Raw genomic sequence first — 16,974 nt, forward strand, 5'->3', positions numbered from 1 at the left:
TCGGCGTTCAAGGGGTCTTCGGCGTTCAGGGGACCGAGATGGGCGTCCAACGCTTCCTGGACGACGCGCATCGCTGCGACTCCCGCAGGTACACCGGCATAAGCGGTTCCGTGAATCACGGCTTCCGTGATCTCCTCGCGTGTCAACCCGTTACGGATGCCGGCTCGCACGTGAACGGCGAGCTCTCGCGGTTGATTGAGGGCGACCAGCATTCCGAGAGTGATCAGACTTCGGCTGCGACGGTCGAGACCGGAACGGGTCCACACCGAGCCCCACACGGTTTCGCTGACATATTCCTGCAGTGGTGCACCGTCGGAACCCGCGTTTCGGGTGATCGCAGCGTTGACGTAGTCATCTCCGAGCACCTCCCTGCGAACGGCGAGGCCCGCGTCGAAGAGGGCGCGGTGGGCGTCCTCTATCGAGCTGGTATCTGACAGCGTTTCTGTCATCGGTTGGTTCCTCCGGGACCCTCGAGAATGGTGACGGCCGATACCGCCGTCGGACCGCCGACGGTGTGTGCCAGTCCGATCCGTGCTCCGTCGACCTGGTTGATCGAGCTGCCTCGCAGCTGTTCGAACAACTCCACACACTGTGCGACACCGGTTGCGCCCGGCGGATGTCCCTTGGCGATCAGTCCGCCACTGGCGTTCACCGGTAGTGATCCGCCGACGCTGGTGACGCCCGCCTCGAGGAGTTTGAAGCCTTCGAACCGGTCCGCGAATCCGAGGTCCTCGTAGCTGATGAGTTCGATGCCGGTGAAGAAGTCGTGCACCTCCGCGACGTCGACGTCTGATGGAGACAGTCCCGCCATCGCGAAAGCCTGCTTCGCGGCCCGTACCGTCGACGGAAACGACGTCATGTCCCGTTTGTGTTGCGCCATAACCGAATCGAGCCCGGAGCCGACGCCGCGGACCCATACCGGGCGATCGGTGAATCGGTCGACCACGTCTTCGGATACGAGTACGAGCGCCGCAGCTCCATCGCTCTGCGGGGCGCAATCATAGAGCCCGAAAGGTGTCACCACCGTCGGCGCGTTCAGAGCCTCCTCGACGGTGATCTCGAAGCGCTGCCGGGCCTTGGGGTTATTGATGGCATGGTGGTGGTTCTTCACGGCCACCATCGCCATGTGCTCACGGGTGGCCGGTGACTCGTGTAGATACCGGCGAACGTGGAGCGCGAAGCCTGCCGGTGCGACGAGGCCCAGGGGGTAATCCCAGGCCATGTCTCGCGTCATCGCCTCCCACTCCCAGAGCATGTCCTTCGACGCGGTTTCGCGGAGCTTGTCTGCGCCCATGACGAGTGCCACGTCGAACGCTCCAGAGGCGATCCCGAACAAGGCGTTACGGATGGCGTCATGACCTGTGGCACAGGAGTTCTCGACCCGTGTCACCGGAATGTCGGAGATGTCGAGCGTGTCGGCGAGAATTCCGGACGGGAATCCGTCCGTGGTGCCCATCGAGCCGAACCACGCGGCCTGCAGATCGGACTTGTCCAGCCCTTTGTCGATGCTGCCGGCGCATTCCGCGAACGCCATCGGCAACAGATCCTTGATTCCCAAAGTGAAGTGTTCGGCGAACGGTGTCATACCGGCGCCGATGATCGCAACGTTTCTCATGCTGCCGCCTCCAGTGCGCGATCGGATTCGGTTTCGGGTTCGAATGCATAGCCGTAGTCCGGAACGCCGGACCGCACTGCAACTCGGCGCAGCACCATGCGACCGCGATCACCGATGTCGACAGTGCCGGGCTCGGTACCGGTTACCTTCGCCAACGCGCGAACGCCCACGTCGTCGAGTTCGACGATCACCAGCGAGTACGGGGTCCGGAGGCCGGGCACCGGTACGTGCACGGTCACCTCGGTATAGACGGTGCCGGTGCGGGGCAGGGGCACGAAAGAGTAATCCGTTCTGAGCGTACCATCACGGTCGACGCGGTATCGGGGCGGAAAGTCCAGCTCGTTGCTGTCGGAGTATTTTCCGGCCTCCCAGCGGACTTTCGCCTCGAATGCCCTCTCGTAGGCGGCGAGGGAGATCGGGATGTCCGCACTGGGAATGTACGCACACTCCGGCTTGGCACGCGCTCGCGGTTCCCTGCGGTTGATCTGCGCCGCACCGTCGGCGACCGTGATGCCGGAGAGGCTGGCCTGCTCCACCCCTACGAGCGGGCCGGTAGACCCCGACTCCACCATCGCGGCGAGCGCGAACAGTCCGGAACTCGCTCCGGTTGTCGGTAACGGCAGTGGAGGGCCCGCGCACAGAGCCGCGGCCTGCCTCTCCTCGACACCTGCCACCGCGACCGGAGTGTCCACCCATGCCGCGGCCAGTGAAGCCAGGAAGCCGCGCTCCTTCAGTAGGCGCGGGTCACCGTAGTCGTGTACCAGACCGTTTGCGGTGCGGGTGCGGACCGGCAGGCTGCGGGCGATACGCGCGGCGGTGCGGACCTGCAGTCCACGCTCCGCGGTCAGCGCCGCTGCCGCTCCGGCTGCATCGATGTCCACACCGATGACCAGCGTGCGCGGACGGGCCGAGCCCAGGGCATCGAGCGTCGCCGGTGCACCACCGAGCCGCTCCGTCACCTCGAGCTCAGGGTCGAGCCCGAGGCCGGCGAGCAGCACAGCAGCGTTGCTGCTTTCCATCAACGGCAGGTCACGGCTGACGAGCACGACACACTCCACCGATCCACCACTGTCGAGGGCGGCTCGACCAGCTTCGACAGCGAGGGTGATCGCATCCTCGTCGTCACCCGGCACACGGCGCCCGGGTGTCCCCCAGCACGGCAGGTACGTACCTATCGAAGTGATGTATGACATGTGAACTCCCAGCAATCTAGGTAACAGCGCCCGCCGTTTTGAGCGCGATGATGCGATCCCAGTCCAAGCCGAGCTCGGCCAGGATCTCGTCGGTGTGGGCCGCGAACTCGGGACCCGGGCCAAGCTCGGGGGCAGCGACGTCGAACTGCACCGGGTTGGCGGCAAGTTCGAGTTCGCCCGCCTCTACCAGGTATTCGTTGGCGCGGACCTGTGCGTCGACGGACACCTGGAGTGAATCCTGCACCGGCCCCCACGGACCGGACAGCGTGGCGAAGCGCTCCGTCCACTCCGCGAGGGTGCGGGTGGCGAGCACCTCCCCGAGAATCGCCACGGCCTTGTCGGTGTTGGTGGCGATCTGGGCGGCATCGGCGAAGCGTGGATCATCCGCGAGGTCGGGGCGGTCGATGTGGCGACACACATCTGCCCAATACTTTGCGGGCTGCAGCATGACGAATGCCAGGTAACGGCCGTCGCCGGTGGCGTATATCCCCGACAGCGGATTGGTCGGCGCGCCGTGTGCGCCAGGGACAGGTGCCACCATGGCCTTGCCGAGATGAGCTGACAACGCAATGCCGTGTCCCATGGCCCACACGCCACTGCTCAGCAGCGAGACGTCGACGATCGACGGTGTGCCAGTGCGCTCGCGGGCCAGCAGCGCCGCTGCGACACCCCCGGCAAGATTCGTCCCGGAAATGGTGTCGCCGAAGGCAGGTCCCGGCGGACTGATCATGCCTTCCACGCCCGGAGGTGTGAGAGTGGCGGCGATGCCGCCCCTTGCCCAGAAAGCGGTCATGTCGTAACCGCCTTTGTCGGCCTCGATACCACGCGGACCGAGGGCACTGCCTCGCGCATAGATGATGTTCGGGTTCACTGCGCGGACGTCGTCCACGTCGATCCCGAATTTGGTGCGGGCCTGGGGAAGGAAACTGGTCAGGAAGACGTCCGACCGACGGACCAGGTCATCGAGGACCGCCTTGCCCTCCGGTCGGCCCATGTCCAGTCCGATACTCCGTTTGCCGCGATTGGCATGTTCGACATTGGGATTGGGATCACCCTCGACTCGGAGGGGCCCGATCTGGCGGAGCCCCCTCTGCGGGTCCCCGGTGACGGCGTGCTCGACCTTGATGACCTCCGCGCCCCAGTCGGCGAGTACGGCACCCGCTGAGGGCACGAAGCCGTACATCGCGACCTCGAGCACGCGGATACCCGCAAGCGGCTTCACGGCTTCACCACGACCGCGAAGGCCTTGGTTTCGAGGAACTCCTCCAGTCCTTCTCGGCCGCATTCGCGTCCGATACCCGACTGCTTGTAACCACCGAACGGGACGTCCGGACCGAAGTAATTCCCGCCGTTGATACCCATCGTTCCGGTACGGATGCGCCGGGCTATCGCGATAGCACGTTCGTCGCTCGCGCTCATCACCGCGCCGGACAGACCATAGATCGAGTCGTTGGCGATCCGCACAGCGTCGTCGTCGTCATCGAACGGGATGATCGCGAGAACCGGTCCGAACACTTCATCTTGTGCGATCTCGCTCTTGGGATCCACGCCCGCCAAGACCGTGGGCTCATAGAAGAAACCTGGATCGACCTTCGTGCCACCCGCCAGCAACTCGGCACCGTCAGCGATCGCGCGCTGCACCATCGCGTCGACCTTTTCGCGCTGACGACCACTCACGAGAGGGCCCATATAGTTCTGTGGGTCAGTCGGATCGCCGAACGGGATGCGGCGGATGATCGCCGCCACCATCTTCGCGATCTCTTCGTGGTGCGCTCTCGGCACGAGTAGCCGCGTGGTCAGAGCGCACCCCTGACCGGCGTGCGCACAGACGGTCCCGGCCGCGAACTTCGCAGCCATCGCGAAATCGGCGTCTTCCAGCACGATCATCGCGGATTTTCCGCCGAGCTCCGTGAAAACTTTCTTCATCGTGTCTGCCGCCGCCGCCATGATGCGGCGTCCGGTCGGGGTCGACCCGGTGAAGGTGACCACGTCGACGTCGGGGTGCGTCGTCATCAGCTCACCGGGGGCGATCTCGGAGGAACTGATGACGTTCACGACGCCCGCTGGAATGTCGGTGTGTTGCGCGATTATCTCGCCGAGGGCCAGCGTGACGAGCGGCGTGTCGGGCGCAGCCTTGAGCACCACTGTGCATCCCGCGGCAAGCGCGGGAATGATCTTGGCCAACGCGAGCTGCGTCGGGTAGTTGTACGCAACGATCGCGGAGACGACGCCGGCCGCTTCCTTCTCCACCCACCGCTTGTGGCGCTGTCCGGAAATGTCGATTTCGCCGAGGTCTTCGCTCAGCGGGTACTCGCGCAGGAGGTCTGCGTAGTAACGCACGATTCGGATAGGTGCCTCCAGCTGGTTGGCGCGTGTGAGCTGGACGGTGGCGCCCACATCAGCGATCGTCAGTTCGCGGAGCTCCTCGAGATTGTCGAGCAGCGCCTGGTGAAACTGGTCGAGGCACTTGATCCTGAACTCCACGTCGGTAGACCAGCTCGTCGTGTCGAAGGCCCTCCGCGCTGCAGCGATACTCGCTTCCGCTTCCGCGACCCCGGCATCAGGCGCATATCCGACAATGTCACCCGTAGCTGGATTGATCGATGCGAACGTCCGCTCGGTCGCAACAAGCTGCCCGTCGATAAGTAGGCGCTTGTCGACGTCCAGCACGGTCGCGGCCTCACGGCCTCCGTGACCGCCGTTCGCGGCCGACACCGTGTCCTGAGATGACATCCGTTCTCCTCACTCAAAGTGAAAATCAAATTCTCGCATTTGAGAATTATGCAGTGGCTCTGCAGAGAATGTAACAACATGTGAGCCGCGGGGATACCCCCAATTGAGATCGGCGCCACACCTCACCAGGTGGATGATCGACTGTTGCCACACCGTGTTTGCTGAGAGTATGGTTCTCAAAAACGGAAGGGAGATTCTTGTGATCCAGACTACAGCAATCGGTCCGTCACTCGGAGTGGAAGTCACCGGCGTCGAGAGCCTGGAGGACGAGGGTGTTATCGCCCGATGCCTGGAGGCTCTGAAGTGGCGGGGTGTGCTGCTCATTCGCGGCCTGCATCTCGACGACGATGCCCAGTTGGCGTTCAGCCGAAGGCTCGGTACGGTGCGCATGGCGGCCCCAGGCGAGGAGCTCTTCACGGTCTCCCTCGACCCGGCCAAGGCTCGGTCCGCCGAGTACCTCAAGGGGACCTTCTACTGGCACATCGACGACACCACCAGCGATGTGCCGGCGAAGGCAACCATGCTCACCGCCCGGCACGTCGCCATGGTCGGCGGCGGAACCGAGTTCGCCAGTACCTACGCGGCCTACGAGAATCTGCCCGAGAACGAGCGCAAACGCTACGAGGGCCTTCGGGTGGTGCACAGCTTCGAGGCAGCGCAGCGCCTGGCCAATCCCGACCCTTCCGACGAGATGCTGGCGCGCTGGCGACAACTTCCCACACACGAGACTTCGCTCGTATGGACGCGCCGCGACGGCCGAAAGTCACTCGTCATCGGTGCCACGGCCGACCACATCGTCGGAATGCAGGCGGAGGAAAGCCGGGCACTGCTGGACGGACTACTGGGCTGGGCCACGCAGGAACGTTTCTCCTACACCCATGAATGGAAGGTCGGTGACGTGGTTATCTGGGACAACACCGGGATGCTGCACCGGGCACTACCGTATGACCCGTCGTCGGAACGCCTGATGCGGCGCACCACGATCTCGGGCGATGAGGCCTGGTCGTGAGAACAGCTGTCGTCACCGGAGGTAGCTCCGGCATCGGGCGGGCCATCGTCGAACGCCTGCGCAAGGACGGCTACCAGGTCGCCGTACTCGATCTCGCACCCACCGACTCCACATTCGAGTACAAGGTCGACGTGACCGACCGCGCACAGATCGATGGCGCGCTGACCGAGATTCGCAACGAGCTGGGGCCGATCACAATTCTGGTCAACGGGGCCGGACTCGAGCTGTACAAGCGGTTCGGCAACATCACATTCGACAACTGGCGGCGAGTGATCGACGTCAATCTGAACGGCGTCTTCCACTGCGTCCAGGCGGTGCTTCCGGACATGGTCGATGCGGGCTGGGGTCGCATCGTCAACATCTCCTCGTCCAGTGCGCACTCAGGCCAGCCGTTCATGTCGGCGTACGTATCCGCAAAGTCGGCGGTCAACGGACTCACCAAATCGCTGGCTCTGGAATACGGGCCCAGCGGCATCACTGTCAACGCGGTGCCTCCCGGCTTCATCGACACACCCATGCTGCGCCGGTCCGAGGAGAAGGGCCTCCTCGGCGGCTCGATCGACCAGCACATAGACAAGACCCCGGTCCGGCGTGTCGGCCAACCGGAGGACATCGCCGCCGCCTGCTCCTTCCTCATCTCCGAGGAAGCCGGATACATCACCGGCCAAATTCTCGGCGTCAACGGCGGTCGTAACACCTGAGGCACGACGCTTGCCCTTCCGGCGCGAGCCGATCTGCCGCCTATCAAGGAAAGGAACTCTCAGTGGGACGTGTTGAAGGCAAGGTCGCGTTCGTCACCGGAGCGGCACGAGGCCAGGGTCGCAGCCACGCTGTGCGATTGGCCGAAGAGGGAGCCGACATCATCGCTGTCGATCTGTGCAGCAACATCGCGGCGATCGGTTATCCGATGGCCACCCTGGAGGATCTCGAGGAGACCGTCCGCCTGGTCGAGAAGCACGGCCGGCGCATCGTCGCTATACAGGCCGACGTTCGGCAGGTCGACCAGTTGAGGGCCGCGGTGGAGCGTGGCATCGCCGAACTCGGCTCTCTCGACATCGTGGTCGCGCAAGCCGGTGTCGCGGGCATGAAGGGCGAACCACAGATCGATGCCTGGTGCGCTGTGGTCGACACCAACCTCATTGGGACCATGAATGCCATTCAGGCTGCGTTGCCCCACTTGGGAGATGGTGCGTCGATCATCGCAACCGGTTCGACCGCCGCACTCATGGACGTGAGCAAGGTGGACGTTCCCGGCAAGGACCTCGGCGGAGTCGCCTACGTCTTCTCGAAGCGTGCACTCTCCCAGTACATTCACGAACTCGCGACACATCTCGCTCCGCGCGGCATTCGTGCCAACGTCGTGCACCCGACGAACTGCAACACCGACATGCTGCAGAGCGAGCCGATGTATCGATCGTTCCGCCCAGATCTGGAACACCCGACGCGGGCGGACGCCGAGCCCGCTTTCGGGGTTCAACAGGCCATGCCGATTCCCTACGTCGAGCCCGAGGACATCAGCAACACAGTCCTGTTCCTCGCCTCCGACGAGGCCCGATATGTCACCGGCATGCAGATGCGTGTCGACGGCGGCGGCTACCTCAAGTGGTACGACTACCACACCTGACCTGCGGCCGGACCACGGCTCGACGAGATCGAAACAGTATGCGCTTCGAGATGGATTCACCTGCGACCAGGAGGAACAACGTGAAGGCGAAGGTCGACCCCGAACGCTGCCAAGGGCACACACTGTGCGCGATGGCAGCGCCGGATGTATTCGAACTGAGTGATATCGACGGCCACGCGTCGGCCGTCAGCGAATCGGTGTCCGCCGAGCACGAAGAGCAGGTGCGCGAAGCCGCCCATTCCTGTCCAGAGCAGGCTATCTCCCTTTTCTGACTCGGCTGCCGGTCGGAACTCGCCAATTCACCTCGAACCGCACGAGAGGACGACGCGATGAGCGTTGATGACGTCGTAAACGACGACAGTCGGAAGAAGGCCATCTACCACTTCGACCGGCACGCACCGGAGTACCGTGACAATTTCCTACCGATCACCGAGGAAATGCACGCGAAGTGTCCGATGGCCTGGTCCGCTACCCATGGCGGCCACTGGGTCGCCGCGGGCAGCCGCGAGGTGTTCACCTTCGCCCGGTCCGCCGACGTGTCGAACGATCACGACCTGAAAGGCACCCGGCGTGGATACAAGGGCATAGCGATCCCCACCATGGAACGTGCGAGCGGCGTCCGAGGCGGCATCCTCGAAATGGACGAGCCCGAGCATCGCCAATTTCGTTCCCTTCTCAACCCGTACCTGTCGCCGGCTGCAGTCAATAGGTGGATCCCGTTGATCGATGAGGTGGTGCGCGCGTCCATCGACGAGAAGATCGAAACGGGCAGAATCGACTTCGTCGACGAGCTCGCGAACATCGTCCCCGCCGTCCTCACACTGGCGATGCTCGGAATTCCCATCAAGAAATGGACGATCTACAACGAGCCGGTCCACGCCGCGGTCTACACACCACCGGACTCCCCCGACATCCCGCGAATCGGGGAACTGCACCGCGCCATGGGATTGGACCTCCTCACCAATCTCGTGGAGATCCGTGAGAATCCCCGTCCAGGACTGGTGGACGCGCTCGCACGCGCCACAGTCGACGGCGAGACACCGGACGATATGGAACTGCTCGGCATTCTCAGTCTCCTCATCGGCGGCGGGTTCGACACGACGACGGCACTCACGGCGCACTCGCTCGAGTGGTTGTCTCAGCACCCCGAGGAGCGCGACACGCTCAGCCGCGAACGCGACACCCTGCTGAACTCCGCGACCGAGGAATTCCTGCGCTACTTCGCCCCTGCACCGGGTGACGGGCGCACGATCTCCGCCGACTGCGAGTACGACGGAATCCAGTTGAAGGAGGGCGACCGCCTCTGGCTGTCCTGGGCGATGGCCAACCGCGACTCGTCGCTGTTTCCGGAGCCGAACCAGATCGATCTCGAGCGCAAGGGAAACCGCCACTTCAGTTTCGGTCTGGGAATTCACCGTTGCATCGGATCCAACGTCGCCCGAACCGTGTTCAAGCGGATGCTCGTCGCCGTGCTCGACCGGATGCCCGACTACCGCTGTGACCCGGAAGGCACCGTGCACTACGACTCCATCGGTGTCATTCAGGGCATGCGTCATCTTCCGGCGACATTCACTCCCGGCCCCCGCTTGGGCGCCGGCCTGGATGACACGCTCGACAAGCTCCAACTGATCTGCGACGAGCAGGGACTCGCCGAACCGATCACGGCACGAGGTAAGGATGCGCAAGCACGTGGCTGATTCCACGGTAGTCGATTCGGTGGTAGGGGGGAAGACGGCCGAAGAGTCCGGCCGTCCCCTCCCCCAGATCACCCCGCAGAACCGTTTCTTCTGGACGTCCGGCGCGGATGGCCGCCTGCGGCTGCAGGAGTGTGAGTCGTGCTCGGCTCTCATCCACCCGCCACAACCGATTTGCCGGTACTGCCACAGCCATCAGTTGGGTGTCCGGATGGTGTCCGGTTCCGCGACTCTCATCGGATTCACGGTCAACCACCGCTTCAGCCTGCCGGGGTTGCCGGCGCCCTACGTGGTGGCCCAGGTCGCGATCGACGAGGATCAGCGGGTTCGCTTGACGACCAACGTGGTCGAATGTGACCCCGCACAGCTCGAACTCGGTATGCGGATGGAGGTCGTCTTCACGCAGGACGGCGATGTGTGGCTCCCGCTGTTCCGGCCTGCGGCCGAACAGCCTGCGCCTCTTCCCCTGCCTACGGACGAAGTGGATCCGAGCCAGATCAGGAAGTCCGTGCGCCCCATGGTGACGCGCGAAAAGTTCGAGGACAAGGTGGCGCTGACCGGCATCGGGATGTCGGAAATCGGTCGACGGCTGATGGTGTCGCCGATGGCGCTGACACTGCAGGCCTGCGAGCGTGCGGTGGCCGATGCCGGCCTCACGATGGACGATATCGACGGCCTCGCAAGCTATCCCGGCGCCGGCCAGGTCGGCGGTTTCGGCGAAGGCGGTGTGACCGGAGTCGAGGCAGCCCTCGGACTCCGGCCGACATGGCACAACGGGGGCATCGAAACCTTCGGTCCCGGCGGATCCGTGATCGCCGCGATGCTCGCGGTCGCTAGCGGCCTGGCACGTCATGTGCTGTGTTACCGGACCCTCTGGGAAGCGACCTACAGCGAGCAGATGCGTCGCGGCGAGATCCCCCCACCGGCCACCGGCCGCACTCCCAGTTGGATGGTACCGTTCGGGGCCACCTCGGCAGCACATACGCTGGCCCAGAACGCACAGCGGCACTTCCACCGATATGGAACCACCCGGGAAACACTCGGATGGATCGCACTGAACCAGCGGGCCAACGCCGCGCTCAACCCCACTGCTGTGTACCGCGATCCGATGACGATGGACGATTACCTGTCTGCCCGAACGATCACCACACCGTTCGGTCTCTACGACTGCGACGTTCCCTGCGACGGCTCGGTTGCCGTCATCGTCTCGGCGGTGGACGCCGCCCACGATCTCGCGAAACCGCCCGTGCTCGTCGAGGCCGTCGGCACCCAGATCGTCGAGCGGATCGAATGGGATCAGAGCACGCTGACGCACGAACCTCAGGTTCTCGGACCCGCCGCCCACCTGTGGTCGCGGACTTCGATGAACCCCAGTGATGTCGACGTGGCGGAGCTCTACGACGGGTTCACGTTCAACTGCCTGTCCTGGATAGAAGCCCTGGGCTTCTGCGGCATCGGTGAAGCGAAAGATTTCCTCGACGGCGGCAAAAACATTGCCCGGGACGGCGTGCTCCCCCTCAACACGCACGGCGGTCAGCTCTCACACGGCCGTACCCATGGCATGGGACTGATCCACGAAGCCGTCACCCAATTGCGCGGCGATGCCGGGGCACGCCAGGTTCCCGGCGCCCGCGTCGCCGTCACCGCCACCGGAGGCCTCTCCCCCGGCGGCGCCCTGCTCCTCAGGACGGATGCATGACCACCACAGATCCCGATCTGTCGCTACCCGCCGACTTCGACGGCCCTGAAACCACGATGCCGTGCGCGCGCGTGGCCGACATCGACGGAATCCCGATGTCGGCGTTGTTGTCCGAGGCCCCGAATCCGCGCGCAGTGATCGTCGCGCTGCACGGCGGAGCAACGAACTCGGCCTACTACGACTGCCCGGGCCATCCTGAACTGTCATTGTTGCGGTTCGCGTCTGCGCTCGGGTACACCGTGCTCGCGCTCGATCGGCCGGGCTATGGCACTTCTGCACCGTTCGCGGTCGAGATCGCCCCCCACCAACGACGCGTCGACCTCACCTATGCGGCCATCGACCACCACCTCGGGTCGCGCCCGCGCGGCGCCGGCGTCTTCGTGTGGGCGCATTCGGCCGGTTCGGAGCTCGCAGTCCGCATGGCCGCCGACGATCGAGGCACCGACTTACTGGGTATCGAGCTTGCCGGCACCGGTCGCGAACACCAGCCCGTGGCGGCCGAAATCCTGGGCACGCCTCACCAGCCGGCACCACCGGAGGCAGTGCGCGAGTTGCTGTGGCAACCGAGCCACCTGTACCCCACCGAACTGATCGGGGGCGCACCTATCGCCTCATCGACTCCCCGTTACGAGTCAGGTGTTCTGGCGACCTGGGCGCGAATCGACTTTCCGGCGCTCGCGGCGCGGATACGAGTTCCCGTCCACTTCACCGCCGCCGAGTTCGAGAAGGTGTGGCGAATCGACTCCGCCGCGCTGCACGACATCGCGGCCATGTTCACTGCTGCGCCCAGCGTCACTGTCAACGAACAGGCCGGCAGCGGGCACAACCTCAGCCTCGGCCATGGAGCCCCGGACTACTACGCGAAGGTGTTGTCCTTCGTCGAGGACTGCACACACAGCACAACGGGAAAGGACGACTGATGCACGCCGTCGATGTTGCACTGCTACTTGTCAGACTGGTTGTCGGAGTGACCATGATCGCGCACGGGCTGAACCATTGGCGCGGCGGTGGCCGTATCGAAGGGACTGCCCGCTGGTTCAGCGGACTGGGTCTGCGGCAGGGCAAGCTGCAGGCGTGGCTGAGTGTTGTCACCGAAATCGGTGCGGGCGTACTTCTCGTCATAGGCCTACTTACACCGCTCGCCTGCGCGGCGGTCATCTCGGTGATGCTCGTGGCGGGAATCCTCGCCCACCGGCCCAACGGGTTCTTCGTCTTCAAGGAAGGCTATGAGTACGTCCTGGTGCTGTCGGTGACCGCTCTGGCGTTGGCAATGCTCGGCCCGGGAGAGTTCTCGATCGACGCCGTCGCAGGCATCGACATCGCCGGCTGGGCCGGTGGGGGCACCGCACTGGGTCTGGGCGTCGCAGCAACGGCGGGACTGCTCGCACTGTTCTGGCGACCGCAACCGCGAGAGGTCGTGGCCGCATGATGCCCAATCTCCAATCGGAGGAGTACTGATGCGCGTCGGATTCATCGGACTCGGTAGCCAGGGCGCGCCCATGGCGCGCCGGATCATTCACGCGGGCTACGACGTCACCCTATGGGCGCGCCGTCCCGATGCTTTCGTGCCCTTCGCCGACACCGCCGCGACGTTCGCCGACTCCCCTGCCGACCTCGGGGCAGCAAGCGATCTCGTATGCATCTGCGTGGTCAACGACGACGACGTCCAAGAAGTGGTCGCCGGTGAGGACGGTGTGCTCGAGGGGATGAAGGACGGCGGCGTGATCGCCATCCACAGCACGGTGCACCCGGACACATGTCACGACCTGGCTGCCAAGGCGCGGGAGCGCGGGGTCTCCGTCGTCGACGCTCCGGTGAGCGGTGGCGGATCGGCGGCCACCGAAGGGCGTCTGCTGGTGATGGTGGGAGGAGCAGTCGACGACTACGACCGCTGCCGGCCGGTGTTCTCGATGTATGCGAACCCCGTCGTCCACCTAGGTCCGCTGGGCGCCGGACAGGTCACGAAACTGCTCAACAATCTACTCTTCACCGCCAACCTCGCCACGGCGGCCAGCACCCTGAGCCTCGGGCAGTCACTGGGTGTCGATCCCGCCAGACTCGGTGAAGTCATCACACACGGGACAGCCGACAGCTTTGCACTCAGCCGAATCGTCTCTGCCGGCGGCACTCTCGATCGCATCGCGGCGCACGCCGGCGAGCTGCTCCAGAAGGATGTCGGGCTGGTGGCCGGACTCGCGGCTGCGGCGGAGGTCCCGACGGGCATCGCGATGGCCGCCGCAGACACCACGCTCACCCTGATGGACCACCCGCGATGAGTCGCGTCGGATTCATCGGCGCCGGGCGTATGGGACTCCCCATGGTGCGCAAGCTCGCCGAAGCCGGTCACGAAGTGCGCGCGCTGGGCCGCTCGTCCGAAAGCCGGGCCGCTATCTACGCGTCGGGGGCGGAGGCATTCTCCGATCTTTCCGAGATCGGCCAGGGAGCCGATCTCGTGACGGTATGCGTATTCAGCGACGACCAGGTTCGGCACGTGTGCCTCGACAGCCCGTTGCTGGCGGCCATGCCGAGCGGCGCCGTCCTGGCGGTCCACACCACGGTGAGTCCCCGCACGGTCGAGACCGTCGCGGAACGTGCAGCGGCACATGGCATCGACGTGATCGACGCCGCGGTCAGCGGCGGGCCACCCGACATCGCAGCCGGGTGCTTGACCCTTTTCCTCGGCGGACCCGAGGGCGCTGTGGCACGCACTCGCCCGATACTGCAAAGCTACGGCGATCCCATTCTCCACGTCGGCCCCAGCGGCAACGGTCAACGCGTGAAGCTGGTGAACAATGCACTGTTCGCGGCACAGATCGGACTCCTCGCCGAAGCCGCCGACCTCGGCAGGCAGCTCGGAATAGACGAGTCCGTGCTGCTCGAGGCCCTTCCCCACGGAAGCTCCGCCAGTCGGGTCATGGGCAGTGTCGCGGCGAGAGGCTCGGTGGGGTCCTTCCGAAGCGCGGTCGGTGAGTTCCTCGACAAGGATGTGGCCGTAGCCCGGACGACCGTCGCCGAACTCGGCGGTGACCTGGGCATCCTCGAAAAAGTCATCAGCGCTGGGCATCCGGTGCGGTACCCCCGATGAGCACTTCCGTGCTGTCGCCGGGGCAGGCGGCGTTGTCGATGAACGACGCCGAGGCCTCGAACTCACATCCCCCATCGCCGCGGATTTCCCCTGAGGTCCACGGAACGACGTCACCAAGGAGGTCCTCATGGAGGGTCTGACTGACAAGGTAATTCTCGTCGCCGGTGCGGCCACCGGCCTGGGCGCCGCCTCTGCGCACCGGTTGGCACAGTACGGAGCACGGGTCGTGGTCGGCGACCTGAACTTTCCCGGTGCCGAGAAGACCGCTGCAGCCATCAGCGAGGCCGGCGGACAGGCGGTCGCCGCACAGTTCGACATCTCCGACGACGAGTCCGTCAAGGAACTGGTCGCGTTCTCCGTCCGGACCTACGGACACCTGGACGCAGTCCACATCAATGCCGGGGACATGGCGGCGGTGTCCAAGGACACGAATATCGTCGATATCGACCTCGAGATATGGGACCGCACCATCGCCGTCAATCTCCGCGGCCACATGCTCGTCACCCGCCACAGCATTCCGGAGCTTCTCGCCCGAGGCGGTGGGACAATCGTGTACACCTCGTCCATTGCGTCCTTCACGGGTGATCCCGAACGCCCGGCCTACTCCGCGACCAAGGCGGGTATCAATGCCATGGCGCGGCACGTCGCCTCTCGCTGGGGCCGGGAGGGCATCCGCGCCAACGCCATTACTCCCGGATTGATCCTCACTCCTGAGATCGAGCAGGGTGCCTCTCCGGAGTTGCTGCAATCTTTGATCGGCCGATCCCGCAGCCCTCGGGCAGGCCGCCCGAGCGACATCTCGGGAATGGTCGCCTACCTGATGTCCGACGACGGGTCGTGGATCAACGGCCAGGTCGTCAACGTCGATGGCGGCACTGTCCTGCGCTGAACGGTGTCGCTCGGTTCCCGCCCAGAACCGGCCCACCGCAAAACGGCCGATTCGAACACGGGATCTAGATTCTCACAAATGAAAGTACTATTCTCATTAGTGACTGGCGCCACTGCCGGATATTTCTGCGCAGTGCAGGAGAGGACTTCCAATGAACATTGACGACATGGTGATGGTCAGCATCGACGACCACGTGGTCGAACCAGCCGACATCTTCGAAAAGCACTTCCCGAAGAGTCTCATGGACCAGGCTCCCAAGCTGACAGCCCACCCCCGCAACCCCAACGTGCAGGCCTGGATGTTCCAGGACGTCGTGGTCGGCAGCTCGGGACTGAACGCCGTGGTCTCCTGGCCCAAGAGCGAGTGGGGATTGGATCCGACGGGCTACGCCGAGATGCGCCCCGGTGTTTACGACATGAGCATGCGGGTGCGGGACATGGATGCCAACGGCACCCTGGCCGCAACGCTTTTCGCGACCTTCCCGGGATTCGCCGGCACCCATCTGGCCAGCCTGCCGGACAAGAAGCTGTCTCTCGCTGCCTGCCAGGCGTTCAACGACTGGGTCGTCGGCGAGGTCCCCAGCACCTACCCGGGCCGCTTCATCCCGCTCGGCATCATCCCGTTCTTCGACATGGACGCGTCGGTCAAGGAGATCCACCGGCTCGCGGCGATGGGCTGCCGATCCATCAGCATTCCCGAAACCCCCTACGGTGTCGGGTTTCCCGACTTCAAATCAGGTCACTGGGACCCCGTTTTCAAAGCGTGCGTGGAGCACAACATTGTCCTCAGCCTGCACATCGGCGGCGGCTTCAGCCTCGTCAAGCGGCCCGAGGGTTTCAACATCGACGACATGATGGTCTTGACGCCGCTCATCTCGACGATCGCCGCCAACGACATGATGCTCAGCGGCGCTTTCCAGAAGTTCCCCGACCTCAAGGTCGCCATGAGCGAGGGCGGTGTGGGCTGGGTGGCGCCGTGGCTCGACCGGCTGGAGCGGCATATCGAGAACCAGTCGTGGACGGGCATGAGCTTCCTCCCCAAGGGAATGGGCCCTACGGACGTGTGGCGAAAGAACTTCCTGGCGTGCTACATCACCGAGCCGAGCGGTCTGAACAACCGTGAGCGGCTGGGCATCGATACCATCGCGTGGGAGTGCGACTTCCCGCACTCCGATTCCACCTGGCCGAATTCGCCGGAGATGCTGATGGAGGAGCTCGCCGCCTCCCGCTGCACCGACGAGGAGATCGATAAAATCACCTGGAAGAATGTTGCCAGGTTCTTCGATTGGGATCCGTTCGAGCACACTCCTCGCGAGCAGGCCACCGTGGGAGCCCTGCGTGCCCGCGCCACGGACGTCGACGTGAGTGAGACGTCCAAGGAGGAGTACCGCCGACGCTACGAACTCGCGAACTCGTAGACAGGAGCATTTTACA

General features: G+C 64.6%; 16 protein-coding genes and 1 pseudogene. 12 read left to right on the plus strand and 5 right to left on the minus strand.

Translation table 11 applies throughout. From position 1 onward, the window contains the following. Positions 1-17 precede the first annotated feature (17 nt). The 5 genes and pseudogenes from L1080_RS20425 to L1080_RS20445 form a co-directional block, all read right to left on the minus strand. Positions 18-449, minus strand: a pseudogene (locus tag L1080_RS20425) (carboxymuconolactone decarboxylase family protein); the annotation flags it as partial. Beyond that, positions 446-1,615 (minus strand): thiolase C-terminal domain-containing protein, encoded by a 1,170-nt coding sequence (locus L1080_RS20430; protein WP_250770907.1) that lies wholly within the window; start codon positions 1,613-1,615, stop codon positions 446-448. The pseudogene L1080_RS20425 and the gene L1080_RS20430, both read right to left, overlap by 4 nt. Continuing rightward, a complete protein-coding gene (locus L1080_RS20435; RefSeq protein WP_159919447.1) occupies positions 1,612-2,808 on the minus strand; it encodes an OB-fold domain-containing protein in 1,197 nt (398 codons plus the stop codon). Before L1080_RS20435 ends, L1080_RS20430 begins: the two co-directional genes overlap by 4 nt. Positions 2,809-2,824: 16 nt before the next feature. Further along, positions 2,825-4,030 carry a CaiB/BaiF CoA transferase family protein gene (locus L1080_RS20440; RefSeq protein WP_159919445.1) on the minus strand — a complete coding sequence of 402 codons (1,206 nt, stop codon included), beginning with the start codon at positions 4,028-4,030 and terminating at the stop codon, positions 2,825-2,827. Next, a complete protein-coding gene (locus L1080_RS20445) occupies positions 4,027-5,541 on the minus strand; it encodes an aldehyde dehydrogenase family protein (protein ID WP_250770910.1) in 1,515 nt (504 codons plus the stop codon). The genes L1080_RS20440 and L1080_RS20445 overlap by 4 nt, the downstream gene beginning before the upstream one ends. Positions 5,542-5,740: 199 nt before the next feature. Between L1080_RS20445 and L1080_RS20450 the strand changes: the two genes are divergently transcribed. From L1080_RS20450 to L1080_RS20505, 12 genes are all read left to right on the plus strand, one after another. Continuing rightward, entirely contained in the window at positions 5,741-6,550 is an 810-nt protein-coding gene (locus tag L1080_RS20450; protein WP_250770913.1) for a TauD/TfdA dioxygenase family protein, read from the plus strand. Beyond that, positions 6,547-7,251 (plus strand): SDR family NAD(P)-dependent oxidoreductase, encoded by a 705-nt coding sequence (locus L1080_RS20455; RefSeq protein ID WP_159919439.1) that lies wholly within the window; start codon positions 6,547-6,549, stop codon positions 7,249-7,251. Before L1080_RS20450 ends, L1080_RS20455 begins: the two co-directional genes overlap by 4 nt. A 62-nt stretch (positions 7,252-7,313) precedes the next feature. Continuing rightward, entirely contained in the window at positions 7,314-8,174 is an 861-nt protein-coding gene (locus L1080_RS20460; protein ID WP_159919437.1) for a mycofactocin-coupled SDR family oxidoreductase, read from the plus strand. Positions 8,175-8,254: 80 nt separating this feature from the next. Further along, positions 8,255-8,446: a ferredoxin gene (locus L1080_RS20465; protein ID WP_159919435.1), complete on the plus strand. Its 192-nt coding sequence runs from the start codon at positions 8,255-8,257 to the stop codon at positions 8,444-8,446. A 57-nt stretch (positions 8,447-8,503) separates the two neighbouring features. After that, positions 8,504-9,871: a cytochrome P450 gene (locus tag L1080_RS20470; protein ID WP_159919433.1), complete on the plus strand. Its 1,368-nt coding sequence runs from the start codon at positions 8,504-8,506 to the stop codon at positions 9,869-9,871. Then, a complete protein-coding gene (locus L1080_RS20475) occupies positions 9,864-11,567 on the plus strand; it encodes a thiolase C-terminal domain-containing protein (protein ID WP_250770916.1) in 1,704 nt (567 codons plus the stop codon). The genes L1080_RS20470 and L1080_RS20475 overlap by 8 nt, the downstream gene beginning before the upstream one ends. Beyond that, complete coding sequence (locus tag L1080_RS20480) at positions 11,564-12,487, plus strand: alpha/beta hydrolase (RefSeq protein ID WP_284707915.1); 924 nt, start codon at positions 11,564-11,566, stop codon at positions 12,485-12,487. The genes L1080_RS20475 and L1080_RS20480 overlap by 4 nt, the downstream gene beginning before the upstream one ends. Then, positions 12,487-12,996, plus strand: coding sequence for a DoxX family protein (locus L1080_RS20485; RefSeq protein ID WP_159919427.1), 510 nt, complete (start codon positions 12,487-12,489; stop codon positions 12,994-12,996). The genes L1080_RS20480 and L1080_RS20485 overlap by 1 nt, the downstream gene beginning before the upstream one ends. Before the next feature lie 28 nt (positions 12,997-13,024). Next, on the plus strand, positions 13,025-13,843 hold the full coding sequence (locus L1080_RS20490; protein ID WP_159919425.1) for an NAD(P)-dependent oxidoreductase: 819 nt from the start codon (positions 13,025-13,027) through the stop codon (positions 13,841-13,843). After that, positions 13,840-14,652: an NAD(P)-dependent oxidoreductase gene (locus tag L1080_RS20495; RefSeq protein WP_159919423.1), complete on the plus strand. Its 813-nt coding sequence runs from the start codon at positions 13,840-13,842 to the stop codon at positions 14,650-14,652. The genes L1080_RS20490 and L1080_RS20495 overlap by 4 nt, the downstream gene beginning before the upstream one ends. Positions 14,653-14,779: 127 nt before the next feature. Next, positions 14,780-15,541, plus strand: a complete 762-nt coding sequence (locus tag L1080_RS20500) for an SDR family NAD(P)-dependent oxidoreductase (protein ID WP_159919421.1) — start codon at positions 14,780-14,782, stop codon at positions 15,539-15,541. A 151-nt stretch (positions 15,542-15,692) separates the two neighbouring features. Next, positions 15,693-16,958, plus strand: a complete 1,266-nt coding sequence (locus tag L1080_RS20505) for an amidohydrolase family protein (RefSeq protein WP_250770919.1) — start codon at positions 15,693-15,695, stop codon at positions 16,956-16,958. The last annotated feature ends 16 nt before the right edge of the window (positions 16,959-16,974 follow it).

It is taken from the genome of Rhodococcus sp. MSC1_016 (assembly GCF_023667485.2).
Classification (GTDB): Bacteria; Actinomycetota; Actinomycetes; order Mycobacteriales; family Mycobacteriaceae; genus Rhodococcus_F; species Rhodococcus_F oxybenzonivorans.